Below are 24,160 nucleotides of genomic sequence, written 5' to 3' on the forward strand. Positions count from 1 at the left end.
CCGTCATTTTGGTCACGCCGACAAGATCGGCTACATCCTGAAGTACGGGTCTTTTCTTTTTCATCGTCCTGACTGTGATCAACGGGGAAACATTTTCTCAGTTTATCACGGACAAAGCGCAACCTTCCCTAACATCCGGGAAGGTTGCGCAATTTATTTAAACATCAGCAGAATTGAATCAGACCGGCGGCAGGTCGAACAACAGGATCTCGCTATCGCTGTCGGCGTGTACGGAAATCGCCTGCTCGTCCCAAATCGCCAGGCCATCGCTGGTGGTCGCTTTGGTACCGTTAATCGAGACTTCGCCTTTCACCACCTGGATCCACACGCGGCGTTCCGCGGCAATCTGATGCACCGACTGTTCATCTTTCAGCAGCGCCCAGCGGTACAGTTCCATATCCTGGTGCACTTTCAGTGAACCGTCACGGGCATCCGGCGACAGCACCAGCTGTTTGCCCTGCAGAGCATCAAAGCGACGCTGTTCGTAGCGCGGAGTGATGCCGTTTTCTTCTGGCATAATCCAGATCTGGTACAGATGCAGTTTTTCCGTGTCGCTTGGGTTGTATTCGGAGTGACGAATCCCGGTACCTGCGCTCATGATCTGGAACTCGCCCGCCGGAACCTGCTCTTTGTTACCCATGCTGTCCTGGTGCTCAACCGCCCCTTCCAACACGTAGGTCAGGATTTCCATATCTTTATGCGGATGAGTACCGAAGCCCTGACCTGCATCAATCACGTCATCATTGATAACCCGCAGCGCCGAGAAGCCCATAAAGTTCGGGTCATAATAGTTAGCGAAAGAGAATGTATGCCAGGAATCCAGCCAGCCGTGGTTAGCGTGACCGCGTTCGTTAGCTTTGCGTAAGTAGATCATGTTGCACCCCCGTATGTTTTCGATGGAGTAAGTGTGGACTCAATCCTTTCACGATCATAGAGGGTGAAAATTGACTCCTCTGTTCAAAAAATATGAACAACCACAGAGGAGCCAGGGAAGCTTATTTATCGAGGCTTATCGTGGCCGGAGAGGGCTGTTCAAACCCGCGCATGAGGATCTCCATATTCGTGAGAACGTCAGATTCCTTGACGTAATTTGGCTGACCGTTAACGAGGGTTTCATACAGCGCATCATAGACCCGCCCATAGTCGCCGGTTTCAACCGGGATCTCTTCCCGCACAGTTTCACCCGCCTCATTGACGTACTCCAGCAGGCCAAACGTATCGTCCGCGCCGAATCCTGGCTCACCCGGCATAATATTGGCTTTCAGGCTGGTCTCCTGCTGATCGATACCATATTTGATAAAGGAGCCTTTATGGCCGTGGACGATAAACTTCGGGTACGCCAGCTTCACCAGGTGGCTGGTTTTGACAATGGCCTTCAGGTCACCGTAGAACAACTGGGCTTCAAACGTATCGTCCGGATTGGCTTTGTTACGCAGGCTGCGGATGTCATAGGCCACGCGGTCCGGGCGGCCAAACAGCGAGATGAGCTGATCCAGCGTATGCACGCCAAGACCGTAGAATGCGCCATCCTGCGGCACTCCGGGCTGCGTTTCTGCGACCGGGCGATAGAGGTCAAAATGGCTCTCAACCTCCACGATCTCGCCCAGTTTGCCGCTCTCAAGCACCTTTTTCATCGTCAGTAAACAGGAATCAAAGCGGCGGTTCTGGTATGGCGTCACCGTCAACCCCCGGCGTTTCGCCAGCGCAAAGAGCGCCTTCGCCTCTGCTAGCGTCGAGGTAAACGGTTTTTCTACCAGCACATGTTTACCGGCCTCCAGCGCCCGCTTTGCATACTCGAAATGGCTATCCGCATGGGTACAGACAATGACCAGTTTCACCTGTGGGTCATTGAGGACTTCATCCAGATCGTGGGTGAAGCGGATGTGCGAGTACTGCGGTGCCTGCTCCTGCGGCTTCGCGCTGCGACGATAGATATGCGCGACGTGCCAACGGTCTTTGCGGTGCAGAACATAAGGAAGGTGGTAGCGGGTCGTGCTTTTGCCAAATCCAATAAATGCGCAGTGCAGAGTCATAACGCCGTCCTTTGTTGAGGTTTCTGCGGCTAACCATAGCGCATCCGGCACGAACTTAACTCTTAACCCATTCAAGATGGTGGAAATGACCGGCAAAAAAGCAAAAAAAAGCCAGCACGTGGCTGGCTAAAGTAATACTGGAAGCAATGTGAGCAATGTCGTGCTTTCAGGCTTTCCGCAAGGGTCTCCCTGAATGCAGGACAATAATAATCATTCTCATTCGCACTTGTCTACCTCTTTTTGCAAAAATCAGGTGTTGACGCATTTTTTAAACTCAGGGATGTTTAAAAAGCCAATAAAGGGGATCAAAGCCGCAATTCGGCGGCACAGGAGAAGAGAAATGAGTGACATCGTGATACGCCACGCTGAACCGCGTGATGCAGAACCTTTGCGCCAGTTGACGGCCCACCCGGAGGTCTATCACGACACGCTACAGCTACCTCATCCCTCGATGGAAATGTGGCAGGAACGCCTGCTACCGAAACCCGGTAGCCGTCATCTGGTCGCCACTATCGACGAACAGGTGGTGGGCCACCTCAGGCTAAGCGTCGAGCCCAGCCCTCGTCGCAGCCACGTGGCGACCTTCGGTGTGAGCGTTGCGGCGCAGGCGCGCGGTCGTGGCGTCGGCAGCGCGCTGATGCGCGAGATGGTTAATCTGTGTGATAACTGGCTACGCGTCGATCGCATTGAGTTAACCGTGTTTACAGATAACCCCTCCGCGATAGCGCTTTACCGCAAATTTGGCTTTATTGTGGAAGGGACTGGTAAGAGATTCGCCCTGCGTAACGGCGAGTATGTGGATGCACATTTTATGGCTCGCCTCAAGTAAGCGCTAAGCATTGCCCGGTAGCATAAAGCTCACCGGGCTTGAGGACTTACAGGCCGGGCAAATGCCGTGCCGCCCGGCAATAAATCAGTATCCCGCCGTCAAATCACCCGGCGAGCGCGGATCGGACGCGCCATACAGCGTCCCGTCCGGGCCCAGCATAATGCTCTGGGTACTGCCCATCGCCTCTTTCAGCGCCACTTTCTGCCCTTTCTGCTCCAGCAACTTCAGCGTATCCGGGCTAAACCCCTTCTCAACCCGCAGTTCATCCGGCAGCCACTGATGGTGGAAGCGCGGCGCATTGGTGGCTTCCGCCACGTTCATACCGAAATCGATAGTGTTGACCACCATCTGCAGTACGGTGGTAATGATACGGCTACCGCCCGGGCTGCCGGTCACCAGCCAGGTTTTTCCCTCTTTCACCACGATAGTCGGCGACATCGACGACAGCGGACGCTTTTTCGGCCCAACGGCGTTGGCATCGCCGCCCACCAGTCCGTAGACATTCGGCACGCCCGGTTTCGCCGAGAAGTCATCCATCTGGTTGTTCATCAGGATCCCGGAACTACCCGCCACAATGCCGGTCCCGAAGGTGGTATTCAGCGTATAAGTCACCGCCACCGCGTTACCCTCTTTATCCACCACCGAGAAATGGGTGGTCTGGTTACTTTCATACGGCGCCAGTTTGCCCGGGCGAATCTGGCTCGAAGGCCTGGCTTTGTTGATATCAATCTGTTCAGCAATCGATTTGGCGTAGGCTTTGCTGGTCAGCGCCTGCCACGGCACGTTGACGAAGTCCGGATCGCCGAGATACTCCGAGCGGTCGGCATAGGCATGTTTTTCGGCTTCCGCCATCACCTGCATAGCGTCTGCGCTGCCGAAGCCATATTTGTGCATGTCGAAATTTTCGAGAATATTGAGGATCTGTACGATGTGGATCCCTCCGGACGAAGGCGGTGGCATCGAAAACACCTGATAACCACGATACTCGCCGCTGATCGGTGTACGCTCGACCGCCTTGTAGCCGGCAAGATCGGCTTTGGTGATCAGCCCGCCGTTTTTGTGCATTTCGTCGGCAATCTGATCGGCAATCGCCCCTTTATAAAACGCATCCGGGCCGTGCTCGGCGATCAGTTCAAGGCTTTTGCCCAGCTGTTTTTGCACCAGCTTGTCGCCTTTCTTCAACGGCTCGCCGTTTTTCCAGAAGATGGCTTTACTGTTCGGGTGGCTGGGGATGACTTCACTCCCGTAGGTCTTCAGATCGTCGGCCAACGCATCGTTCACCGTGAAGCCCTCTTCCGCCAGCTTAATCGCCGGACGGATCACCTTGTTCAGCGGCATAGTGCCGTATTTTTCCAACGCTAATGAGAAGCCCGCCACGGTACCCGGCGTACCAGAAGCCAGATGTGAAGTGAGTGATTTTTTGCTATCCGGGTTGCCCTGATCATCAAGGAACATATCCCGGGTGGCCTGCTCAGGCGCCATTTCGCGAAAATCAATCGCTGTGGTTTTACCGTCTTTGGTGCGCAGCATCATAAAACCGCCGCCGCCAATATTACCGGCCTGTGGATGGGTGACCGCCAGCGCATAGCCCACGGCCACCGCAGCATCGACGGCGTTGCCGCCCTGACGCAAAATATCCACCCCGACGCGGGTCGCCATCGCATCCACCGAGGCAACCATCCCCTGCCGGGCACGAACCGGGTGAAAGACATCTTCTTCTACACCATAAGAAACGGGCGGCGGGGTGGGATTTGCCGCGACGGTAAAACTTCCGCCAACCAGCAAAGCAGCGATGACCACCTGACACCATGAACGCGTATTTATCATTGTCTTACTCCTGAAGTGTTTTTCCCCCGCTTAAGCCTGGTTGATAAGTCCTAAAAAATCATTGTTATGCTGAAAAGGAGGTACACTTAAGTGATCCCACGCACGGGAGGAGAGAATCATGAAAGCACGACTATTTCTGGCGGCGCTGCTGCCGCTGAGCGTACTGGCGCAGCCACTCAACACCAACAACAATCCCAACCAGCCGGGGTACGTCATCCCCAGCCAGCAGCGGATGCAAAATCAGATGCAGATCCAACAGCAGCAACAGCAAAGCATGCTGAAGCAGGATATGCAGAACCAGGCGCGCGCCCAGCAGCAGCATCTCCAGACGCAGCTCAACAACAATCAGCAGCGGGTCATCCAGAGCGGTAATTTGAATTCGTCACAGCAGATGTTGCCGAATACCAACGGGGGGATGTTGCAACGGCAGACGACGCCATAACGGCCGCCTGCCGGCGATTCAGGGCTGGAAGTCAGGACCGATGACATCAATGGCATCGGTACAAATACAGTCCACGCCCCAACGCAACAACTCAGCCGCTCGCTGGGGTTTATTGACGGTATAGACGAGGATATGCAGACCCGCGGCTTTCAGGCTTGCCACTCGCGGCTCATCCAGCAGTTTATGGTTAAGGTGAATCGAAACACACCCCAGGCGCGTGGTCAGTTCGCGCCAGTCCTCGCGCCACTCATCCAGCAGCAGCCCGCGCGGCAGCTCGGGCACCGCCTGCTGTGCCGCCTCCAGCGCGTCAATTTCGAACGATGAGAGCAGCGGCGGCGTCATGCCCTGCCACAGCTCACGGGCCGCCAGCGCCACCGTTTTCCCGGTGAGCGGCCCGGTGCCGGTCGTTGGTTTAATCTCAATATTCGCCATCATGCCGTGCCGACGACAGCGTTCAGCAACCTCGGCCAGCAGCGGCAGCGGCTCGCCTTTGAATTCATGGCTATACCAGCTGCCGGCATCGGCTTTCAGCAATTCGCTCCAGGCCAGCTCCCCGGCGGTGCCCCAGCCGTTGCTGGTGCGCTCAAGGTTGTCATCGTGCAGCAAAAAAATCTGTCCGTCTTTCGACAGCTTGGCGTCAAACTCGATCATTGTATGCCCAAAACGGGCGCCGACGTCGATGGCCGCCAGGGTGTTTTCCGGTGCCAGTTTCCCGCCGCCGCGATGGGCGACGATGTGAGGATAAGGCCAGTGACTCATACGCGTTGTCCTGTTTCACCATCAAAGAGGTGCAGATGATCCTCGGGCAGATGCAGCCACAGCGTGCTGCCTGCTGACGGACGCTGCTGATGCGGCAGCCTGACCACCAGTTTCTGCTCACCCCAGCGACCGTGGGCAAGGTTATCGGCACCTAAAATTTCCAGCGTATCCATCACCAGCGGTACGCCACCTTCCGCCTGAGAGCTTAATGCAAAATGCTCCGGGCGGATACCTAACGTCATCTTACGCCCGGCATGGCGGCGATGCTCGCCATTCATCGGTATAAGCAGACCGCCCTCCAGTTCAAAACGACGACCATCTTCGCTGATGCGCCCGTCCAGCAGGTTCATCGCCGGGCTGCCAATAAAGCTCGCCACAAAGCGGCTGGCCGGCTTCTCGTACACCTCGACGGGGGTGCCAATTTGTTCGGCAATGCCTTTGTTCATCACCATCACCCGCTGGGCAAGCGTCATCGCCTCCACCTGGTCATGCGTGACGTACAACGAGGTGGTGTTCAGACGACGATGCAACTGCTGGAGTTCAAGACGCATCTGGACGCGCAGCTTGGCATCGAGGTTCGACAGCGGTTCATCGAACAGAAAGACCGCCGGGTCGCGCACGATGGCGCGGCCCATTGCCACGCGCTGGCGCTGGCCGCCGGAGAGCTCGCGCGGGCGGCGCTTGAGCAGACCATCCAGCTCCAGAATACGCGCCGCTTCCTGCACCCGCCCGGCGATCAGGCCTTTACCCATACCGCGTATTTTTAGCCCCCAGGCCATGTTCTCTTCCACGCTCATGTGCGGGTAAAGCGCGTAGTTCTGAAACACCATCGCGATCCCGCGATCCTTCGGTTCCATCTCGGTCACGCGCTGGCGGTTAATCCAGATATCGCCGCTGGTCACGCGTTCAAGCCCGGCCACCATACGCAGCAGCGTTGATTTTCCACAGCCGGACGGCCCGACCATGACAATAAACTCGCCATCCGCAACGTCCAGCGTCAGCGGTTGAATCACCTGGGTTTTGCCATCCCAGCTTTTGGTTACAGCCTGTAGTTTTAAACCTGCCATAAAAGGTTGTATCCCTTAATTGTTCATGAACGTCGCTGGCGGCTATTTTTGCTCGGGGCAAGGCGCAAGCGTCGCAGTTTGGTGGGCCCAAATAAGACGCGAGTAACGCGGTACCGGGCAAAAATGGCCCCAGCCCTTCGGGACGCGTGCCGAAACCGCGTACTCTGCGTTGTCGGATTTGGACATAGGCCCACTATGTCCATCATCCTCCGCCTTGATTACGCGGTTTCGGCTCAGCGTCGACGCCACGAATAATCAAGGGATACAACCTACTTCTCACTGTCCACTAAACCACGCACAAACGCACGCTGCATGGCTAAAACGATAACAACCGGAGGAATCAACGTCAGCAGCATCGCGGCCATCACCTGATTCCACTGCGTGGTGCCCTCTCCGGTGGCGATCATGCCTTGGATACCCGCCACTGCGGTGCCAAGATTCACGTCCTGAATAATCAACAGCGGCCACAGATACTGGTTCCAGCCGTAGATAAAGGTGATAACAAACAGGGCAGCAAGATTGGTTTTCGACAGCGGCAGCACGATGTCGCGGAAAAAACGCATCGGTGAGGCGCCGTCGATACGCGCCGCTTCAATCAGCTCATCCGGCAGCGTCATAAAGAACTGGCGAAACAGGAAAGTGGCGGTCGCCGAGGCCATCAGCGGCAGCGTCAGTCCGGCATAGCTGTCGAGCATCTTCAGATTGGCGATGACTTCCACGGTGGGAAAGATACGGACCTCAACCGGCAGCATCAGGGTAATAAAAATCATCCAGAAGAACAGGTTACGCAGCGGAAAACGGAACCAGACAATGGCGAATGCGGAGAGCATCGAGACCACGATTTTTCCCGCCGTGATACCGAAGGCCATGATGAAGCTGTTCAGCATCATCAGCCAGAATGGCGCGCTGTTCACGCCGACGCCCTGGGTCCAGATGGTCACCATATTTTCCAGCAGATGTCCGCCGGGAATCAGCGTCATTGGCGTCTCAAAAACGGCTTGGTTATCCAGCGTCGCGGCGACAAACGCGACATATAGCGGGAACAGGATGACGGCGATCCCCACCATCAGCATGATGTGGCTGAAAATCGTCAGCCCACGGCGGTTCTCGATCATTGGTAGCGCACCTTACTTTCGACGTAGCGGAACTGAACGACCGTCAGCACAATCACCAGCAACATCAGAACGACCGACTGGGCGGCGGACGCGGACAGGTCGAGCCCGGCGAAACCTTCGCGATAGATCTTATAAATCAATGTTGTGGTCGCCTGTACTGGTCCACCGGCGGTGGCGGCATCGATCACCGGGAAGGTATCGAAGAAGGCGTAGACCAGGTTGACCACCAGCAGGAAGAAGCTGACCGGGGCAATCAACGGCAGCGCCAGTTTAAAGAAACGGCGAATCGGCCCGGCGCCGTCAATGGCGGCAGCTTCGACCAGCGAGCGTGGAATCGACTGCAATGCGGCGAAGAAAAACAAAAAGTTATAGCTGATCTGCTTCCACACCGAGGCAAAGACCACCAGGAACATCGCCTGGCCGCTGTTCTGCGCATGATTCCAGTCATAGCCCATCTCGCCGAGGAAATGGGTTATCAGCCCGCGGCCGGGGTTAAAGAGGAAAATCCATAATACCGCCGCCACCGCTGGCGCAACGGCATAGGGCAACAGCATCAGGGTTTGATAAACGCGGCTGCCGCGCACGACATAATCCACCAGCGCAGCGAAAAACAGAGAAATAATCAGCCCGCTGAAGGTCACCATGCTACTGAACTTGATAGTGGTCCAGAATGAGTCCAGATAGTACGGGTCGTGGAACAGGGTCACGAAGTTGTCCAGACCCACGAACTGGCTGGAAAGCCCAAAAGGATCAACGCGTTGTAGCGAATACCATAGCGCTTCGCCCGCGGGCCAGATAAAGAAAATAATCGTGATAATCAGCTGCGGCGCAACCAGCACATAAGGCAGCCAGCGCGAGCGGAATACCGGACGAGATGATGACATAAATGGACTCTTTTCCAGAAATCGCCGGATGGCGGCTTCGCTTACCCGGCCTACATATGGCACGTCGCCGACCCGGTGAACGAATCTCCACCGGGCATTTCAACGATTACGATTTAGTTGATTGCTCGAAGCGACGCAGCAGCTGGTTACCCCGTTCAACCGCTGAATCCAGCGCCTGCTTTGGCGTCTTCTTCCCGGTCCACACGCTTTCCAGTTCCTCATCCACAATGGTGCGGATCTGCGGCATATTGCCCAGACGCAGGCCTTTGGTGAATGGCAACGGCGGCTTGTTCAACATCTGACGAGTGGCGATATCCGCGCCTGGATTCTTCTCGTAGAACCCCTGCTGACGGGTCAGGTCATAAGCGGCGGTGGTGATCGGCAGGTAGCCGGTTTTCTGATGCCATTCTGCGGCGATTTCCGGTTTAGCGAGGAATTCCAGGAACTTCGCTACCCCGTTGTAAGTCTCTTTATCTTTACCCTGCATGACCCACAGGCTGGCCCCGCCGATAATCGCGTTCTGCGGCGCGCCCTTCACGTCAGCATCGTACGGCATCATCCCCACGCCATAGTTGAACTTCGCGTACTGGCGAATATCGGCCAGCGAGCCGGAAGAGGCGGTGGTTATCGCGCAGTCCCCATTATAGAACTTCTCCGTAGACTCATCTTTACGCCCGAAGTAGCTGAAGTCGCCCTTCTTGTTCATCGCTTCCAGCATATCGATATGCTTGACCTGCTCCGGCTTGTTGAACTCCAGAACCGCATCGGTACCGTCGAAGCCGTTGTTTTTGGTTGCCACCGGCAGACCATGCCAGGCGCTGAAGTTTTCAATCTGAATCCAGCCCTGCCAGCCGCTGGCGTAACCGCATTTCATCCCGGCGGCTTTCAGCTTATCGGTATAGGCTGCCAGCTGCTGCCATGTTTTCGGCGGCTGCTCCGGGTCTAAACCGGCTTTTTTGAAGGCATCTTTGTTGTAGTACAGCACCGGCGTGGAACTGTTAAATGGCTGGGAGAGCAGATGGCCACTTTTGGCGTCGGTGTAGTAGCCGGAAACGGTCGGGACGAACTGCGACTCATCAAACTTGATACCCGCCTCGGTGAACACCTGATACACCGGCTTAATGGCTTTGGAAGCCATCATTGTCGCGGTACCCACTTCATAAACCTGCAGGATCGCCGGCGCATTACCGGTACGGAATGCCGCAATGCCGGCACTCAGGCTCTGTTCATAGTTACCCTTGTAGACCGGCGTAATTTTATAATCCGGATTGGCCGCGTTGAAACGTTGCGCCAGAGAATCAACTTCTTTACCCAACTCCCCTTCCATTGAATGCCAGAACGGAATATTGGTCACTGCCAGCGCCTGACCGGCACATGCCAGGCTGAGCGCCAGTCCTAAGGCCGTATGTCGTAACGATATCATCGGTTATCTCTCTTGTTGTCCCAGATGCGCGATTTCACGCGTTTTATGTTCGCGGGGGTAACATGACATGCTCGAATGACAGAAAAATAACTTTTTTATTACAAAAAAAAGATGAAAACGCGTCAGAGAGATGGCAGGACAATGAAGGATTGGAGACAGGAAAGAGGGAACTGAGACCCGTATAAGGAGCGGAACGGGTCCCGGGGTCGGCACAGTCGCCTCGCCCGGGTGATGAATGTAGTTTGTCACCCGGCCAGGCACAATGCCGCCGGGAAGAAATAATGAATTACCCGCCCAGATAGGCGTTACGCACCGCCTCGTTAGCCAACAGCGCATCGCCGGTGTCTTCCAACACGACGTGACCGTTTTCCAGCACATAGCCGCGGTCAGCCAGCTTCAGCGCCTGGTTGGCGTTCTGCTCGACAAGGAAGATAGTCATCCCCTGCTCACGCAGCTGTTCAATGGTGTCGAAAATCTGCTGGATGATGATCGGCGCCAGTCCCAGAGAGGGCTCATCAAGCAACAGCAGACGCGGCTGGCTCATCAGCGCCCGACCAATCGCCAGCATCTGCTGCTCACCGCCGGACATGGTGCCCGCACGCTGAATACGGCGCTCAAGCAGGCGCGGGAACAGTTCGTAGACCCACTTAATGCGAGTCTGGAACTGGTCTCGATCGGCAAAAAAGCCGCCCATCGCCAGATTCTCTTCAACCGTCATCCGCGAAAAGACCCGCCGCCCTTCCGGAACAATCGCCACCGCTTCACGCATGATTTTTGCGGTCTGCCAGTCGGTGATATCTTTACCATCGAAGACGACTTTCCCGCTGGAAGCCCGCGGATCGCCGCACAGAGTACCCAGCAACGTGGTTTTCCCCGCACCGTTCGCACCAATCAGGGTCACAATTTCTCCCTGATTGATATGCAGACTGACATTATGCAGCGCCTGAATCTTGCCGTAGTGGGCGCTTACGTTGTCAAAAGATAACATCACTTTTTCCATACTTATGCCTCACCAAGGTATGCGCGGATCACGTCCGGGTTATTGCGGATCTCTTCCGGCGTACCGTTAGCCAACGGCGTGCCCTGATTTACCACATAAATACGATCGGAAATACCCATCACCAGCTTCATATCGTGCTCGATCAGCAGGATGGTGGTGTTGTGATGACTGCGCAGCTCGGCGATCAGCTCGTCCAGCTCTTTGGTCTCTTTCGGGTTCAGACCCGCAGCGGGTTCATCCAGCATCAGGATTTCCGGCTGGGTGACCATGCAGCGAGCAATCTCCAGACGCCGCTGGTCGCCATAGGCCAGGTTGCTCGCCTGACGGTTCGCATGTTCCAGCAGACCGATGCGTTCAAGCCAGGTCGCGGCGCGATCCAGCGCCTCGCTCTGCGCACGGCGGAATGACGGGGTTTTCAGCAACCCGGAGAAGACACCGGTTTTCAGCTGTTTATGTTGCGCCACCAGCAGATTTTCAATCACCGTCATTTCACGGAACAGACGCACATGCTGGAACGTCCGGACAACGCCCATCTGGGCGATCTGCTGACCCGGCAGCCCTTCCAGATGCTGGTCGCGCAGTTTTATGGTCCCGCCGGTCGGCTTGTAAAAACCGGTCAGGCAGTTGAAGACCGTCGTTTTCCCGGCGCCGTTAGGGCCAATCAGCGACACGATCTCCTGCGGGCGCAGCTCCAGCGACACGTTGTTGACCGCCAGCAGGCCGCCAAAGCGCATCATCAGGCCGCTGACGGATAATAATGGCTGACTCATGCCTGCTCTCCTTTCGCCTGACCTTTTTTCAGCTTCAGCTGCGGACGCGTCATCGGCAGCAGACCCTGCGGACGCCAGATCATCATCAGTACCATCAATCCACCCAGCATCAGCATGCTGTATTCATTGAAATCACGCATCAGCTCACGCGATACCACCAGCAGCACCGCGGCGAGAATTACCGCAAACTGCGATCCCATCCCGCCCAGAACCACAATCGCCAGCACGAAAGCCGACTCGGCAAAGGTGAAGGACTCCGGGCTGACAAAGCCCTGGCGCGCGGCGAAAAGCGTACCGGCAAAACCAGCAAACGCGGCACTGATGGTAAAGGCAGTCAGCTTGATGCGCGTCGGGCTAAGACCTAGCGAACGGCAGGCGATTTCGTCTTCACGCAACGCTTCCCATGCACGACCCAGCGGCATACGCAGCAGGCGGTTAATCACAAACAGCGATAGCACGACCAGCAGCAGCGCTACCAGGTAGAGGAAAATAACCCTATCGCCCGGATCGTACTTCAGGCCAAAGAAGTTACTGAACGTATCCCAGCCGCCTTCACGGGCGCTACGGCTAAACTCAAGGCCAAACAGCGTCGGTTTAGGAATCTGGCTGATACCGTTGGGGCCGCCGGTGATTTCAGTGTTATTCAGCAGCAAAATACGGACGATTTCGCCGAAACCAAGCGTGACGATGGCCAGATAGTCGCCGCGCAGACGCAGCACCGGGAACCCCAGAAGGAAGCCCGCGGCTGCGGACACCAACCCGGCCAGCGGCAGACAGGTCCAGAAGCCAAGACCATAATAGTGGTTCAGCAGCGCAAAGGTGTAGGCGCCGATGGCGTAGAAGCCGCCATAGCCCAGCACCAGCAGGCCGGAGAGCCCCACGACGACGTTCAGCCCCAGACCGAGGATGATGTAAATCATGGTCAGCGTGGCGATATCCACCGTGCCGCGTGAAACCATAAACGGCCACGCCACGGCAATCACCAGCAGCGCAATCAGGAACAACTTCTGCTTGACCGTCGAACCGTCGATAGCCGGCATAATAAACTTCGGCCCAGAGACGTTTTTCAGGCTTTTCTGGAACAACGGACGCATCAGTTGGAAGAAGAAGACCACCGCGGTGCCGATGAATATCCACTGCCAGCGGATATCGGCTGCGGTATCCACAACCAGTTTGGTGCCGTCCAGCTCCAGTTGCACACCCATAAACACGCCAGCCAGGATAAAGAACATCGCCGCTGACAGCAGCGACATAGCAATATGCATCGGTTTCATACTTTCTCGACCTCCGGACGACCCAGAATGCCGGTAGGCATCACCAACAGCACCAGAATCAACAGGGCAAAGGAGACGACGTCTTTATATTCCGTGCTGAGGTAGGCAGACGAGAGCGCTTCGGCAATACCAAGGATCAGACCGCCGATCATCGCCCCAGGGATACTGCCGATACCACCCAGTACCGCGGCGGTAAAGGCTTTCATCCCGGCCATAAAGCCGATGTACGGGTTGATGACGCCGTAGAACTGGCCCAGAAGTACGCCCGCTACCGCCGCCATTGCCGCGCCGATAACAAACGTCAAAGCAATCACCCGATCGGTATTGATACCGAGCAGACTCGCCATTTTGAGGTCTTCTGCACAGGCGCGACAGGCGCGGCCCATGCGTGAATAACGGATAAACAGCGTCAGTGCCAGCATCGCAACAAAAGTCACCACCCAAATCACCAGTTGCATAGTGGTCACGGTTGCGGCGAAGTTTTCGCTGCTGCCGATAATCCACTGACCGTTAAACAGACTCGGCAGCGCGATATCGCGCGAACCTTCCGTCAGGCTGACATAGTTTTGCAGGAAGATGGACATCCCGATGGCGGAGATCAGCGCAATCAGGCGCTTGGAGCTGCGCACCGGCCGGTAAGCCACGCGTTCAATGCTCCAGCCGTAGGCGCTGGCGATAATAATCGCCCCGATAAACCCGGCGGCCACCAGCAGCCAGCTGGTATCAATCCCCATCATCATGAGGGCGGCAATGATCATGAAAGAGACGTAGCTGCCAATCATGTATACCTCGCCGTGGGCGAAGTTAATCATGCCGATAATACCGTAAACCATCGTATAACCGATGGCGATCAGCGCATAGGTACTGCCTAGCGTGACGCCGTTAAACATCTGCTGCAGAAAGTAGAGAAACTGCTCGGACATAAGGTAACCTTTTTCATGCCGCCCGCTTCATACGGGCGCTGGGATAACGCATCTTATTTTGCGACAGAGGATGATCCATCCGCATGCCACTGGAAGACACCAAACTCAAATCCCTTTAAATCGCCTTTTTCGTCCCAATTCAGCGGCCCAATCACGGTTTTCGCCCCGTGAGTTTTCAGATCTTTGATTAAGTCCAGCGGCTCCAGGCTGCTGCTCCTGTCCATCGCCTGCGCCAATGACTGCACGGCTGCGTAGGTGATCCAGACATAGGGACCGCTCGGATCTTTCTTCTCAGTTTTCAACGCTTCAACGATAGCGCTGTTCGCCGAATCCTGGTCATAGCGTTTCGGCATCGTTACCAGCATGCCTTCCGCCGCTGCGCCGGCAATATTTGACAGCGACGCGTTTCCGACCCCCTCGGGTCCCATGAAGATGGTTTTCAGTCCCACGGAGCGAGCCTGTCGCAACATCTGCCCCATCTCAGGGTAGTAGCCGCCGTAATAAACGAAGTCGATATTTTCTTTTTTCAGGCGTGCCAGCAGCGCAGAGAAATCTTTCTCCCCGGCGGTGATGCCATCAAAGAAGACGATATTCGCCTTGCCTTTCTTCAGGCTCTCCTGGACAGATCGCGCCAGTCCTTCGCCGTACTGCTGCTTATCATGGATGATGGCGATACGTTGCGGTTTCACTTTTTCCAGGATGTATTTGGCGGCGGTCGGCCCCTGCGCAGAGTCCAGGCCAGCGGTACGCATGATGTACTGATAGCCGCGCTGGGTCAGTTCCGGGTTCGTCGCGCCCGGAGAGATCATCAAAATCCCTTCATCTTCATAGATATCGGAGGCAGGCTGGGTAGAAGAGGAACACAGATGGCCGATGACGTACTTAATCCCTTCATTCACAATTTTGTTCGCGACCGCCACAGCCTGTTTCGGATCGCAGGCATCGTCGAACTCAACGCCAACCAGCTTATCGCCTTTAATGCCGCCCTGCGCGTTAATGTCTTTGATGGCCTGCCGCGCGCCGTTGAACTCCATGTCGCCCCACTGAGCTACCGGGCCGGACATCGCGCCGACGACGGCGACGTTAATATCCTTAGCCATGACCGCGTGCGATATCGTCAGTGCAACGAATCCCGCAATAATGGTTTTTGCGTTCCTTCTCATGCTTCAGAACCCCGTTCGTGATGTGGTGTAAATATTTTGTATTTTTATGGTTAAAAAGCATTCTGTGCTTTTATTAAACAACGCTACTTTTACCATTATCTTTAATGGTTTAGCGATGTTTTTTGCCTTAATATAGATTAAATTCTCTATTTTTCAGGCGATTAAGCACAGATAATATTCTGTATTCAAGCGAAGATAAACAAAAAAGAGTCCTCTTCACAGCATAAAATAACGATATATAAGGCGGAATAAAACGCTAGATATTAGGTTAAAATTCTGCTTATTTTTCGATCCATGACGAATTGCTCTACTCTGTACTCACCAGAAGAACAAATCCCCTAGTGAATGGATAAAAAACAGCGCCCCTGCCGATAGCAAATTTGGGTACACTGCCCTATCCGTTTTGACTGGACTTGTCGCGCATGAAACTGACCATTATTCGATTACCGCTTTTCAGCGTTCAGGATCGCATCGACTTAGGGAAAATATGGCCGTCGCAGGATCCCGACACTATCCCTGTGGACGATCATCACCGAATTTACGCCGCCCGCTTTAACGAACGTCTGCTGGGCGCCGTGCGCGTTACGCTACGCGGCAATGAAGGCGAGCTCAGCGCGCTTTGCGTACGCGAAATCACCCGTCGTCGCGGCGTCGGGCAATATTTAGTCGAAGAAGTGTTGCGCAATAATCCGCAAATCAGCCGCTGGTGGGTCAGCGACGCCGGGGTGGAAGACAACGCGGTGATGTCAGCATTTATGCAGGCGCTAGGCTTTAGCACCCAGCAGAATGGTTGGGAAAGAACGCTCCGGTAAGCACAGCGCCACCGGGGAAAATCCCGGGTTACGGCGTAAACGCCTTACCCGGGCTACTTCTGACTACCGCCCCGATAAACATCGCGCCACCGGGGAAAATCCCGGGTTGCGGCGTAAATGCCTTACCCGGGCTACTTCTGACTGCCGCTCCGGTAGACGCAGCCAACACATCTGTCGCGCGGAAGGCGACGGCTAAATTACTTGGCGTCGGTTGCCGTACCATCAGCATGCCAGGTAAACACGCCGAACTCGAAGCCTTTCAGGTCGCCTTTCTGATCCCAGGACAGCGGTCCCATCACGGTATTTACGGAGTTAGCCTTCAGGTATTTCGCGATCGCCGCCGGATCTTCGGACTGATTCAGGCCAGCCTGCAGCGACTGGATTGCCGCGTAGGTTGTCCAGACGAAAGCGCCGCTCGGATCCTGTTTCTTCGCTTTAATTGCGTCAACAATCGGTTTGTTCGCCGGAACCTGGTCGTAGTTCTTCGGTTTCGTGACCAGCATGCCTTCCGCTGACTGACCGGCAATGTTAGACAGGGAGACGTTGGCGACGCCCTCCGGTCCCATAAACTGAGTTTTCAGACCAGCCGCGCGGGACTGACGCAGAATCTGCCCCATTTCCGGGTGGTAGCCGCCGTAATAGACAAAATCGATATTTTCTTTCTTCAGACGCGCCACCAGGGTTGAGAAATCTTTCTCCCCGGCGGTGATGCCATCAAAGAACACCACGTTAGCGCCGCCCTTCTTCAGACCATCCTGCACCGCGCGCGCCAGACCTTCACCATATTGCTGTTTATCGTGAACGATAGCGATGCGCTGAGGTTTGACTTTCTCGATAATGTATTTCGCCGCCGTCGGCCCCTGGTCAGAATCGAGGCCGGTAGTACGCAGAATCATTTTATAGCCGCGTGCGGTCAGCTCCGGCGCTGTCGCAGCCGGGGTGATCATCAGAATGCCTTCGTCTTCATAGATATCGGACGCCGGCTGGGTAGAAGACGAACACAAATGGCCGATAACGTACTTAATGCCATCGTTAACCACTTTGTTGGCAACGGCCACCGCCTGTTTCGGGTCGCAGGCATCATCATATTTTACGATCTGCAGCTTATTGCCTTTGATCCCACCCTTCGCGTTAATATCGGCAACTGCCTGCTCAGCACCAGTAAACTCCTGGTCACCGTACTGCGCCACCGGGCCAGACATCGCGCCAACCACAGCAATTTTGATATCTTCCGCAAGCGCGGCATTGCTCATAATTAAGGCGATACATCCTGCCAGTAGCGCTTTACCCTTCATGTTCATCCTGAGGCTCCCCATTATTATGGTTTTTTGCATTCGTTGTGATGTTGTTTTTTAGCACATTATTCCGATCTATTTCATAAAAAAAGAATATGACGTCTTCTTTAAGGTCTGCCGCCTGCGCTTTTGCAGCACACTATGCTAAACATACCGCCATTCGGGAGAATTTGAAATGACAAAATTACGGGTTATGTAACAGATAAGTGACAAATAAAAAGCCGCGTCAGGATGAACCGGACGCGGTGGAGTGAGGCGCCCGATTAGTAACCGGTGGGCAGACAGCCTAATGCGAAAGCTATCGCGTACACGGCGCGACAAAAATAAGCAACACAATGAAGGTCTGGATCAGCGAATGGGTTATCAGCGCCAGCCGGGCGTAATATCACCGCGTTGCCGGGCACCTTTAAGTATCAGAATCGGCATGTGGATAAAATCACACCGCTAAAGACGCCGGCAAAATAGAGTGCATTCACAAACGACACCATGCCGCTGTATGCCAGAATAAATGGCGGGATGACCACGATAGTCAGCACCCTCAGGCGTTTGAGCGGTTGCTCATCGCCGCCCAGGCGAAAGCGAGGAAAAGAGGGAATTTTCAGACCGAATATTTCCCGCTTTATTCCGGCGACAGGCGCCGCCGGAATAAAGGGGATATCAGGGTGATAAACCATTTATGCAGAGTATGAAAACTCGTGTGTGGCATCCTGTTTTCTCTGGCTTCCCTGCCGCCGCACAGGAGTCGGACACATCATCCCTTCAGGACACGAGCCAGAATATCCAGCGCCTTTGTAAACTGCGCATCGGGGATAGTTAACGGATACAGGAAACGAATAACGTTGCCATAGACACCGCAGCTCAGCAGCAGCAAGCCATTTTCCTGCGCCTTTTGCTGGATGTGGCGGGTGAACTCCGGTGACGGCGCGCCAGTCTGCGGATCGTTAAATTCCACGGCCACCATCGAACCTTGTCCGCGAATATCAACAATCGCCGGACAATACTCGCGCGCCTGATTCAGCACCTCTTTCAGGTGGCTGCCAAGCTGTTCCGCACGCTGACACAACTGCTCTTCTTCTATGACGTCAAGGACCGCATGAGCCGCCGCCACGGCCAGCGGGTTACCGGCATAGGTGCCGCCCAGCCCGCCCGGCGCCGGCGCATCCATCACCTCGGCACGTCCTACTACGCCGGAGAGCGGGAAACCACCGGCAAGGCTTTTCGCCATCGTCATCAGGTCCGGTTTGACATCATAGTGCTGCATGGCAAACAGCTTGCCAGTACGAGCAAAGCCGCTTTGCACTTCATCAGCAATCAGCAGGATGCCGTGGGTATCGCACAGCGTACGCAACGCCTGCATAAACTCCGCTGGCGCGACGTTAAAACCACCTTCTCCCTGAATCGGTTCGAGGATAATGGCCGCCACCTGATCCGGCGCGATATCGGCCTTAAAGATACGCTCAAGGCTTTTCATGGCCTCATCGGTAGTAATACCGTGGACAGCATTCGGGTATACCCCGTGATAGACCGATCCAGGAAACGGCCCAAATCCAATTTTGTAAGGCGCGACTTTACCGGTCAGCGCCATGGTCATAAAGGTACGGCCATGAAAACCGCCACCAAAAGTAATCAGCCCCGGACGGCCGGTATAAGCGCGGGCAATCTTTACCGCGTTTTCGACGGCTTCCGCCCCGGTAGTGAAGAAAGCGGTTTTGGCCGGGCCCTCAACTGGCGCCAGGTCGTTAATGCGCTCCGCCAGCGAGACATAGCTTTCGTAAGGGACAATCTGATACGCCGTATGGGTAAAGGCCTCCAGTTGCTGCGCGACGGCGGCAACAATTTTCGGGTGGCGATGACCGGTATTGAGCACGGCAATTCCCGCAGCAAAATCAATCACCTCGTTGCCTTCTACATCCCACAGCGTGGCATTCTCCGCCTTCTCAACAAAGTAATCGCACATTACACCTACGCCGCGCGGCGTCGCTTTCTGGCGACGTTGATTCAGTTCTGAACTTTTCACCCTCGAATCTCCTGTCATGTATGTCACGCTATCGCAACAATCTCGAAACTATGCCGTTTATTTACACAGGATTTGGCTCTATAATCGAGTACCAATTTAGATTATATGAGGGATCCAATTGCGTTCACTCGTCGGTGACCTTGTGCTGGTCAGATTGCAGGAAGAGACAGATCCGCTGTTGCATAAACGCTTATACAACGCGGTTCGCCGCTCGATTCTGGACGGTTCCCTGCCTCCCCACAGCCGACTGCCCCCTTCACGAGATCTGGCCGGGGAGCTCGGCGTGTCAAGAAACACCATATTAACAACTTATGAACAATTACAGGCGGAAGGATATGTGGCTTCCCGACGAGGCAGCGGCACATTCGTCGCTAAAATCGGGCCGGATATTTCTTTTTCTGCTGTCGGCATCGCCGAGAACAGCAGCGACTCGACAGCAACCCCCTTTCTGTCCCGTCGCGGGCAACAGTTGCTCAGCCACGTCAGCGCCAGCCCGCGCCAGTGGGGTGCCTTTATCCCCGGCGTGCCGGATGTCAATGCCTTTCCCCACCCACTGTTCAGCAAGATTCAGGCCCGTATCAGCCGTCGGCCAAAACCCGAGCGGTTAAGCTACAGTTCTAACGGCGGCACACCGGAACTGCAGCAGGCATTAGTGGATTACCTACGCGTGTCCCGTGGGGTCCATTGTCAGGCAGATCAAATTCTTATTACGGAAGGAATCCATCAGGCAATCGACCTGGTAACGCGCATGCTCTGTGATGGCGGCGATCTGGCGTGGGTCGAGGAGCCCTCCTACTGGGGGATCCGCCACGTGCTGGCGATGAATGATGTGCAGGTCAATCCGATAACCGTCGATGCTAACGGCCTGTGCCCGCCTGAGACGGTTGAGAAGGCGCCACAGCTGATTTTTGTCACCCCGTCGCATCAGTATCCGCTGGGAGCGGTGATGAGTCTGGAGCGGCGTCAGCGCTTGCTGGCCCTGGCGCGCCAGCATGGCAGCTGGATCGTCGAAGACGATTACGACAGCGAATTTCGCTTTTCCGGCCAGCCGATTCCGGCACTGCAGGGACTGATTGCCGACGCGCCGGTCGTCTATATCGGAACGTTCAGTAAAACGCTCTATCCGGGGCTGCGGCTGGGCTATGTCGTGTTACCGCGCCCGCTGATCGGCGATCTGAAAAGCGCCCATGCCGAGCTCTATCGCGGCGGGCATTCGCTGATTCAGATGGCGCTGGCAGAATTCATCAACGCGGGCCATTACTCCGCCCATATCCGCCGAATGCGCTTGCTGTACAGCCGCCGCCGCGCCTGCCTGACCGAGCTGATTCAACGTTATTGCATCCCGCAGGCGCTATCAGATTTCAGCGATAACGCCGGCCTGCATCTGATCCTCAACCTGCCCGATGAGGCAGACGATGTCGCGATCGCCAGACAGGCCAACGCGCACAATATTCTGGTGCGTCCTCTCTCACGCTACTATCTGACAGAAGGACGCAAGAAGGGGCTATTGATGGGCTTTGCCAGCCTGGCAGAGCCACAAATGGAGCCAGCCTTTCATATTCTGCTGGCATGTCTGCAGACGTTATGCCCGCAGGTACTGGCCGAAAGAGAAGACGCAAAAAAACAAAACGCCCCAACGTAATGTGGGGCGTTATCGGAAGCCTGCTCAGAGGCGAATGTGCAAGTAGTTGCGTTATGCTTCGATGGCAGTGCGCAGTTTCTTCATCGCGTTCTTTTCCAGCTGACGCACGCGCTCAGCCGACACGCCATAGCGATCCGCCAGTTCCTGCAGCGTCGACTTATTGTCTTCGTCCAGCCAACGGGCGCGGATGATGTCCTGGCTACGCTCGTCCAGGCCCTGCATCGCGTCGGTCAGCTTGTTGGCCGCCTGCTCTTCCCAGTTATCATCTTCAATGCCATCGGCAAAGTTAGACGTTTTATCCTGCAGGTAGAGCACCGGCGCCATCGGCTGGCTATCGGACTCGTCGTCCGACGACATGTCAAAGGTCATGTCCTGCGCCGCCATACGGGATTCCATTTCACGTACGTCTTTGCTCGACACCCCCAGCTCGCGGGCCACCATCTCGACTTCATCCTGGTTAAACCAGCCCAGACGCTGCTTAGTTTTACGCAGGTTAAAGAACAGTTTACGCTGCGCTTTGGTGGTGGCGACTTTCACAATACGCCAGTTACGCAGAACGTATTCGTGAATTTCAGCCTTAATCCAGTGTACGGCGAAGGAAACCAGGCGCACGCCCACTTCCGGGTTGAAACGACGCACGGCTTTCATCAGGCCAATGTTGCCTTCCTGAATCAGATCCGCCTGCGGCAGGCCATAGCCCGAGTAATTACGAGCAATATGAACAACAAAGCGCAGGTGAGACAGGATCAGCCTTTTCGCTGCTTCCAGATCGCCCTGGTAATGCAGCTTTTCAGCAAGCTCCCGCTCTTCATCAGCCGATAACATCGGCCAGCTGTTCGCAGCCCGGATATACGATTCCAGGTTACCAATGGGGGCTAAAGCTAAAGTTTGCATATCTTTGGTCATTCAAATCCTCTCAATCGATATCGTCTGACGTGATGGTTACCATGATATGAGCAACAAACATGCCAGCGTTTATGAGCAACGAGAATATCACCCACATTAATATCAGACAGTGATTTTATCCACAAGTTCCATGCAACGATGTGAATAGATTGCGCACAAAATGTGACATGAAAATGAAAACACAGGGAAGAGACAACAGGGACTCTTTCCCTGCAGAGAGACATTCATCAGTGCAGGGAAAGATTATATCAGACTTTTTTTAATCGGGGGTAAAGTGACGTAAATGTTGAACGGTAGCCAGCCAGGCCGCAACCCAGCCGATCATCGAGCAGACAATCAGCATCAGCAGACACTCGTCGAAGCCCAAGCCGCTGAGTTCAAACTTTGTGCCAAACACCTGCGCGACTTCCGTCACCGCGGACGACAGTCGCATCACCATAATTTCCGACAAAATCAGCGACAAAAAGGCACCGCAGAAGCCCAGCAGCGCACCGCCATACAGGAACGGACGCAGGATGAAGCCGTCGGTCGCGCCAATCAGTTTTTGCACGTTAATGGTATCGCGACGAGCAAAAATGCTCAGGCGTACGCTGTTGCCGATAACAAGGAACACAGCCGCCACCATCAGCACGCCGATCAGTGCCGACACGCGGCCCACCAGCCCGGTCAACGAGGAGAGGCGGGCAAACCAGCTGTCATCCATACGCACTTCGTCCACGCCCTGAATGTGCTTCACGCGATCGCGCAGCGTATTCAGCGCATTAGTACTCTGGAAATCCAGCTTCGGCACCACAATCGCGACGGCCGGTAGCGGGTTCTCTTCCAGCATATCCAGCGCGCCGCCAAAGCCAGACCAGTTGCGGAACTCGCCAAGCGCCTCGTCCCGCGACAAGTAGTTTACCTTCTCCACACCTTGTTCCGCCTGGAGCTGGCCAACCACCCGCGCCGCCGCGTCATCATCCAGCGTTTTCTCAAGGTAAACGGTGATCTGCGGTGATGGATAGTACTGCGCCGCTGCACTGTTGACGTTTTTGTACACCATGTAGCACACGCTTGGCAGCGTCAGCGAAATGGCGATAACCATAATGGTCAGGAAGGTAGCCAGCGGCGTATTTTTTAAATCCTGGAGTGCGCCATGCCAGGCATAGCGGACCTGCTCGTTAAAGACGTTGCTCTTACGGGAAGCCGGGCTCGGTGCCGCTTTTGGCCGCTTAGGCGCATTACGCCCGCCGCTGCCGCCCGCGCCTGCGCCATTGCGGAGGCGATCGAACCGGCTACCGAACTGGCGAATTTGGTTTATTGCGTCACGCTTATTCACCCCAATGGCCTCCATGCATATGACCGTCGCTCAGGGTCAGCATGCGGTACGAGCGGCTGGAAATCAGCCCCAGGTCGTGCGTCGCCATCAAAACTGTTACCCCTACGCGGTTAAACTCCTCAAACAGGCGTAAAATCCCTTCCGAGAGCGCCTCGTCGAGGTTACCGGTAGGTTCATCCGCCAACAACACCGCAGGCTTATTGACCACCGCGCGGGCAATTCCCACGCGCTGCTGTTCGCCGCCGGAGAGTTGAATAGGGAGGTTTTTCGCTTTGTCCAGCAGCCCGACCTTGTCCAGCGCCGCCGACACACGGCGACGAATATCATCGCCGCTGGCGCCGGCAATAATCAGCGGAATAGCGACATTATCAAACACCGTACGGTCCATCAGCAGGTGGTGGTCCTGGAAAATCATGCCGATCTGACGGCGCAAAAACGGCACCTCACGGCTTTTCAGGCGGCTAATATCGTGACCGCCGAATAAGATTTTCCCGGCGCTCGGCCGTTCAATACCACAGATAAGCTTAAGCAGGGTACTTTTCCCCGCGCCGGAGTGGCCGGTCAGAAATGCCATCTCGCCCGACTGCAGGTGGAAATTCACCCCCTGCAGCGCTTGTCTCCCACCGAGATAGGCTTTGCTGACTTGTTCAAAGCGAATCAT

At 55.4% G+C, this 24,160-nt stretch carries 24 protein-coding genes and 1 pseudogene; 4 read left to right on the plus strand and 21 right to left on the minus strand.

Going from position 1 to position 24,160, the window contains the following annotated elements:
* The 3 genes from ACZAHD_RS06270 to ACZAHD_RS06280 all read right to left on the minus strand — a co-directional run.
* Nucleotides 1–64, minus strand: a 64-nt coding sequence (locus ACZAHD_RS06270; protein ID WP_462456043.1) for a hypothetical protein, incomplete at its 3' end; no start/stop codon positions are given.
* Between the two features lie 114 nt (nt 65–178).
* Nucleotides 179–874 carry a quercetin 2,3-dioxygenase gene (yhhW, locus tag ACZAHD_RS06275; RefSeq protein ID WP_462456006.1) on the minus strand — a complete coding sequence of 232 codons (696 nt, stop codon included), beginning with the start codon at nt 872–874 and terminating at the stop codon, nt 179–181.
* Between the two features lie 121 nt (nt 875–995).
* The gene (locus tag ACZAHD_RS06280; RefSeq protein ID WP_462456007.1) at nt 996–2,033 is read right to left on the minus strand and encodes an oxidoreductase; all 1,038 of its coding nucleotides are present in this window, start codon (nt 2,031–2,033) and stop codon (nt 996–998) included.
* A gap of 340 nt (nt 2,034–2,373) precedes the next feature.
* On the opposite strand from ACZAHD_RS06280, the gene yhhY reads away from it, so the two are divergent.
* Nucleotides 2,374–2,862, plus strand: a complete 489-nt coding sequence (gene yhhY, locus ACZAHD_RS06285; protein WP_462456008.1) for an N-acetyltransferase — start codon at nt 2,374–2,376, stop codon at nt 2,860–2,862.
* Nucleotides 2,863–2,946: 84 nt separating this feature from the next.
* On the opposite strand, the gene ggt is transcribed toward yhhY, so the two are convergent.
* A complete protein-coding gene (gene ggt / locus ACZAHD_RS06290) occupies nt 2,947–4,689 on the minus strand; it encodes a gamma-glutamyltransferase (protein ID WP_462456009.1) in 1,743 nt (580 codons plus the stop codon).
* A gap of 118 nt (nt 4,690–4,807) precedes the next feature.
* Here ggt and ACZAHD_RS06295 point away from each other — a divergent pair, with 118 nt between their 5' ends.
* Nucleotides 4,808–5,131 (plus strand): DUF2756 family protein, encoded by a 324-nt coding sequence (locus ACZAHD_RS06295; protein WP_462456010.1) that lies wholly within the window; start codon nt 4,808–4,810, stop codon nt 5,129–5,131.
* 18 nt (nt 5,132–5,149) lie between these two features.
* Here ACZAHD_RS06295 and ugpQ read toward each other — a convergent pair whose 3' ends face one another.
* The 10 genes from ugpQ to livK form a co-directional block, all read right to left on the minus strand.
* Nucleotides 5,150–5,890, minus strand: coding sequence for a glycerophosphodiester phosphodiesterase (ugpQ, locus tag ACZAHD_RS06300; RefSeq protein ID WP_462456011.1), 741 nt, complete (start codon nt 5,888–5,890; stop codon nt 5,150–5,152).
* Nucleotides 5,887–6,957: a sn-glycerol-3-phosphate import ATP-binding protein UgpC gene (locus ACZAHD_RS06305; protein WP_462456012.1), complete on the minus strand. Its 1,071-nt coding sequence runs from the start codon at nt 6,955–6,957 to the stop codon at nt 5,887–5,889. Before ACZAHD_RS06305 ends, ugpQ begins: the two co-directional genes overlap by 4 nt.
* A gap of 269 nt (nt 6,958–7,226) precedes the next feature.
* Complete coding sequence (gene ugpE / locus ACZAHD_RS06310) at nt 7,227–8,072, minus strand: sn-glycerol-3-phosphate ABC transporter permease UgpE (RefSeq protein ID WP_462456013.1); 846 nt, start codon at nt 8,070–8,072, stop codon at nt 7,227–7,229.
* On the minus strand, nt 8,069–8,956 hold the full coding sequence (ugpA, locus tag ACZAHD_RS06315) for a sn-glycerol-3-phosphate ABC transporter permease UgpA (RefSeq protein ID WP_462456014.1): 888 nt from the start codon (nt 8,954–8,956) through the stop codon (nt 8,069–8,071). The genes ugpE and ugpA overlap by 4 nt, the downstream gene beginning before the upstream one ends.
* A gap of 106 nt (nt 8,957–9,062) precedes the next feature.
* Nucleotides 9,063–10,379, minus strand: coding sequence for a sn-glycerol-3-phosphate ABC transporter substrate-binding protein UgpB (ugpB, locus tag ACZAHD_RS06320; protein WP_462456015.1), 1,317 nt, complete (start codon nt 10,377–10,379; stop codon nt 9,063–9,065).
* 286 nt (nt 10,380–10,665) lie between these two features.
* A complete protein-coding gene (gene livF / locus ACZAHD_RS06325) occupies nt 10,666–11,379 on the minus strand; it encodes a high-affinity branched-chain amino acid ABC transporter ATP-binding protein LivF (protein ID WP_462456016.1) in 714 nt (237 codons plus the stop codon).
* Between the two features lie 2 nt (nt 11,380–11,381).
* The gene (gene livG / locus ACZAHD_RS06330) at nt 11,382–12,149 is read right to left on the minus strand and encodes a high-affinity branched-chain amino acid ABC transporter ATP-binding protein LivG (protein ID WP_462456017.1); all 768 of its coding nucleotides are present in this window, start codon (nt 12,147–12,149) and stop codon (nt 11,382–11,384) included.
* Nucleotides 12,146–13,423, minus strand: coding sequence for a branched chain amino acid ABC transporter permease LivM (gene livM / locus ACZAHD_RS06335; RefSeq protein WP_462456018.1), 1,278 nt, complete (start codon nt 13,421–13,423; stop codon nt 12,146–12,148). Before livM ends, livG begins: the two co-directional genes overlap by 4 nt.
* Complete coding sequence (gene livH, locus ACZAHD_RS06340; RefSeq protein ID WP_004868550.1) at nt 13,420–14,346, minus strand: high-affinity branched-chain amino acid ABC transporter permease LivH; 927 nt, start codon at nt 14,344–14,346, stop codon at nt 13,420–13,422. The genes livM and livH overlap by 4 nt, the downstream gene beginning before the upstream one ends.
* 53 nt (nt 14,347–14,399) lie before the next feature.
* A complete protein-coding gene (gene livK / locus ACZAHD_RS06345) occupies nt 14,400–15,509 on the minus strand; it encodes a high-affinity branched-chain amino acid ABC transporter substrate-binding protein LivK (RefSeq protein WP_462456019.1) in 1,110 nt (369 codons plus the stop codon).
* A 422-nt stretch (nt 15,510–15,931) separates the two neighbouring features.
* Here livK and panM point away from each other — a divergent pair, with 422 nt between their 5' ends.
* The gene (panM, locus tag ACZAHD_RS06350) at nt 15,932–16,321 is read left to right on the plus strand and encodes an aspartate 1-decarboxylase autocleavage activator PanM (protein WP_462456020.1); all 390 of its coding nucleotides are present in this window, start codon (nt 15,932–15,934) and stop codon (nt 16,319–16,321) included.
* A 28-nt stretch (nt 16,322–16,349) separates the two neighbouring features.
* Here panM and ACZAHD_RS06355 read toward each other — a convergent pair whose 3' ends face one another.
* The 4 genes and pseudogenes from ACZAHD_RS06355 to ACZAHD_RS06370 form a co-directional block, all read right to left on the minus strand.
* Nucleotides 16,350–16,544, minus strand: coding sequence for a hypothetical protein (locus ACZAHD_RS06355; RefSeq protein ID WP_462456021.1), 195 nt, complete (start codon nt 16,542–16,544; stop codon nt 16,350–16,352).
* Nucleotides 16,519–17,622 carry a branched chain amino acid ABC transporter substrate-binding protein LivJ gene (gene livJ / locus ACZAHD_RS06360; protein WP_462456022.1) on the minus strand — a complete coding sequence of 368 codons (1,104 nt, stop codon included), beginning with the start codon at nt 17,620–17,622 and terminating at the stop codon, nt 16,519–16,521. Before livJ ends, ACZAHD_RS06355 begins: the two co-directional genes overlap by 26 nt.
* A gap of 257 nt (nt 17,623–17,879) precedes the next feature.
* A pseudogene (locus ACZAHD_RS06365) lies at nt 17,880–18,203 on the minus strand (amino acid permease); the annotation flags it as partial.
* Nucleotides 18,204–18,367: 164 nt separating this feature from the next.
* Nucleotides 18,368–19,633, minus strand: a complete 1,266-nt coding sequence (locus tag ACZAHD_RS06370) for a 4-aminobutyrate--2-oxoglutarate transaminase (protein ID WP_462456023.1) — start codon at nt 19,631–19,633, stop codon at nt 18,368–18,370.
* 118 nt (nt 19,634–19,751) lie between these two features.
* Here ACZAHD_RS06370 and pdxR point away from each other — a divergent pair, with 118 nt between their 5' ends.
* Nucleotides 19,752–21,275 carry a MocR-like pyridoxine biosynthesis transcription factor PdxR gene (pdxR, locus tag ACZAHD_RS06375; RefSeq protein WP_462456024.1) on the plus strand — a complete coding sequence of 508 codons (1,524 nt, stop codon included), beginning with the start codon at nt 19,752–19,754 and terminating at the stop codon, nt 21,273–21,275.
* A gap of 51 nt (nt 21,276–21,326) precedes the next feature.
* On the opposite strand, the gene rpoH is transcribed toward pdxR, so the two are convergent.
* The 3 genes from rpoH to ftsE all read right to left on the minus strand — a co-directional run bounded on the left by rpoH (nt 21,327) and on the right by ftsE (nt 24,160).
* Nucleotides 21,327–22,181 (minus strand): RNA polymerase sigma factor RpoH, encoded by an 855-nt coding sequence (gene rpoH, locus ACZAHD_RS06380; RefSeq protein ID WP_462456025.1) that lies wholly within the window; start codon nt 22,179–22,181, stop codon nt 21,327–21,329.
* 259 nt (nt 22,182–22,440) lie between these two features.
* Nucleotides 22,441–23,499: a permease-like cell division protein FtsX gene (gene ftsX, locus ACZAHD_RS06385; protein WP_462456026.1), complete on the minus strand. Its 1,059-nt coding sequence runs from the start codon at nt 23,497–23,499 to the stop codon at nt 22,441–22,443.
* Nucleotides 23,492–24,160: a cell division ATP-binding protein FtsE gene (gene ftsE / locus ACZAHD_RS06390; RefSeq protein WP_004868565.1), complete on the minus strand. Its 669-nt coding sequence runs from the start codon at nt 24,158–24,160 to the stop codon at nt 23,492–23,494. Before ftsE ends, ftsX begins: the two co-directional genes overlap by 8 nt.

This window comes from Raoultella sp. (assembly GCF_039594335.1).
In the GTDB taxonomy this organism is placed as follows: Bacteria; Pseudomonadota; Gammaproteobacteria; order Enterobacterales; family Enterobacteriaceae; genus Klebsiella.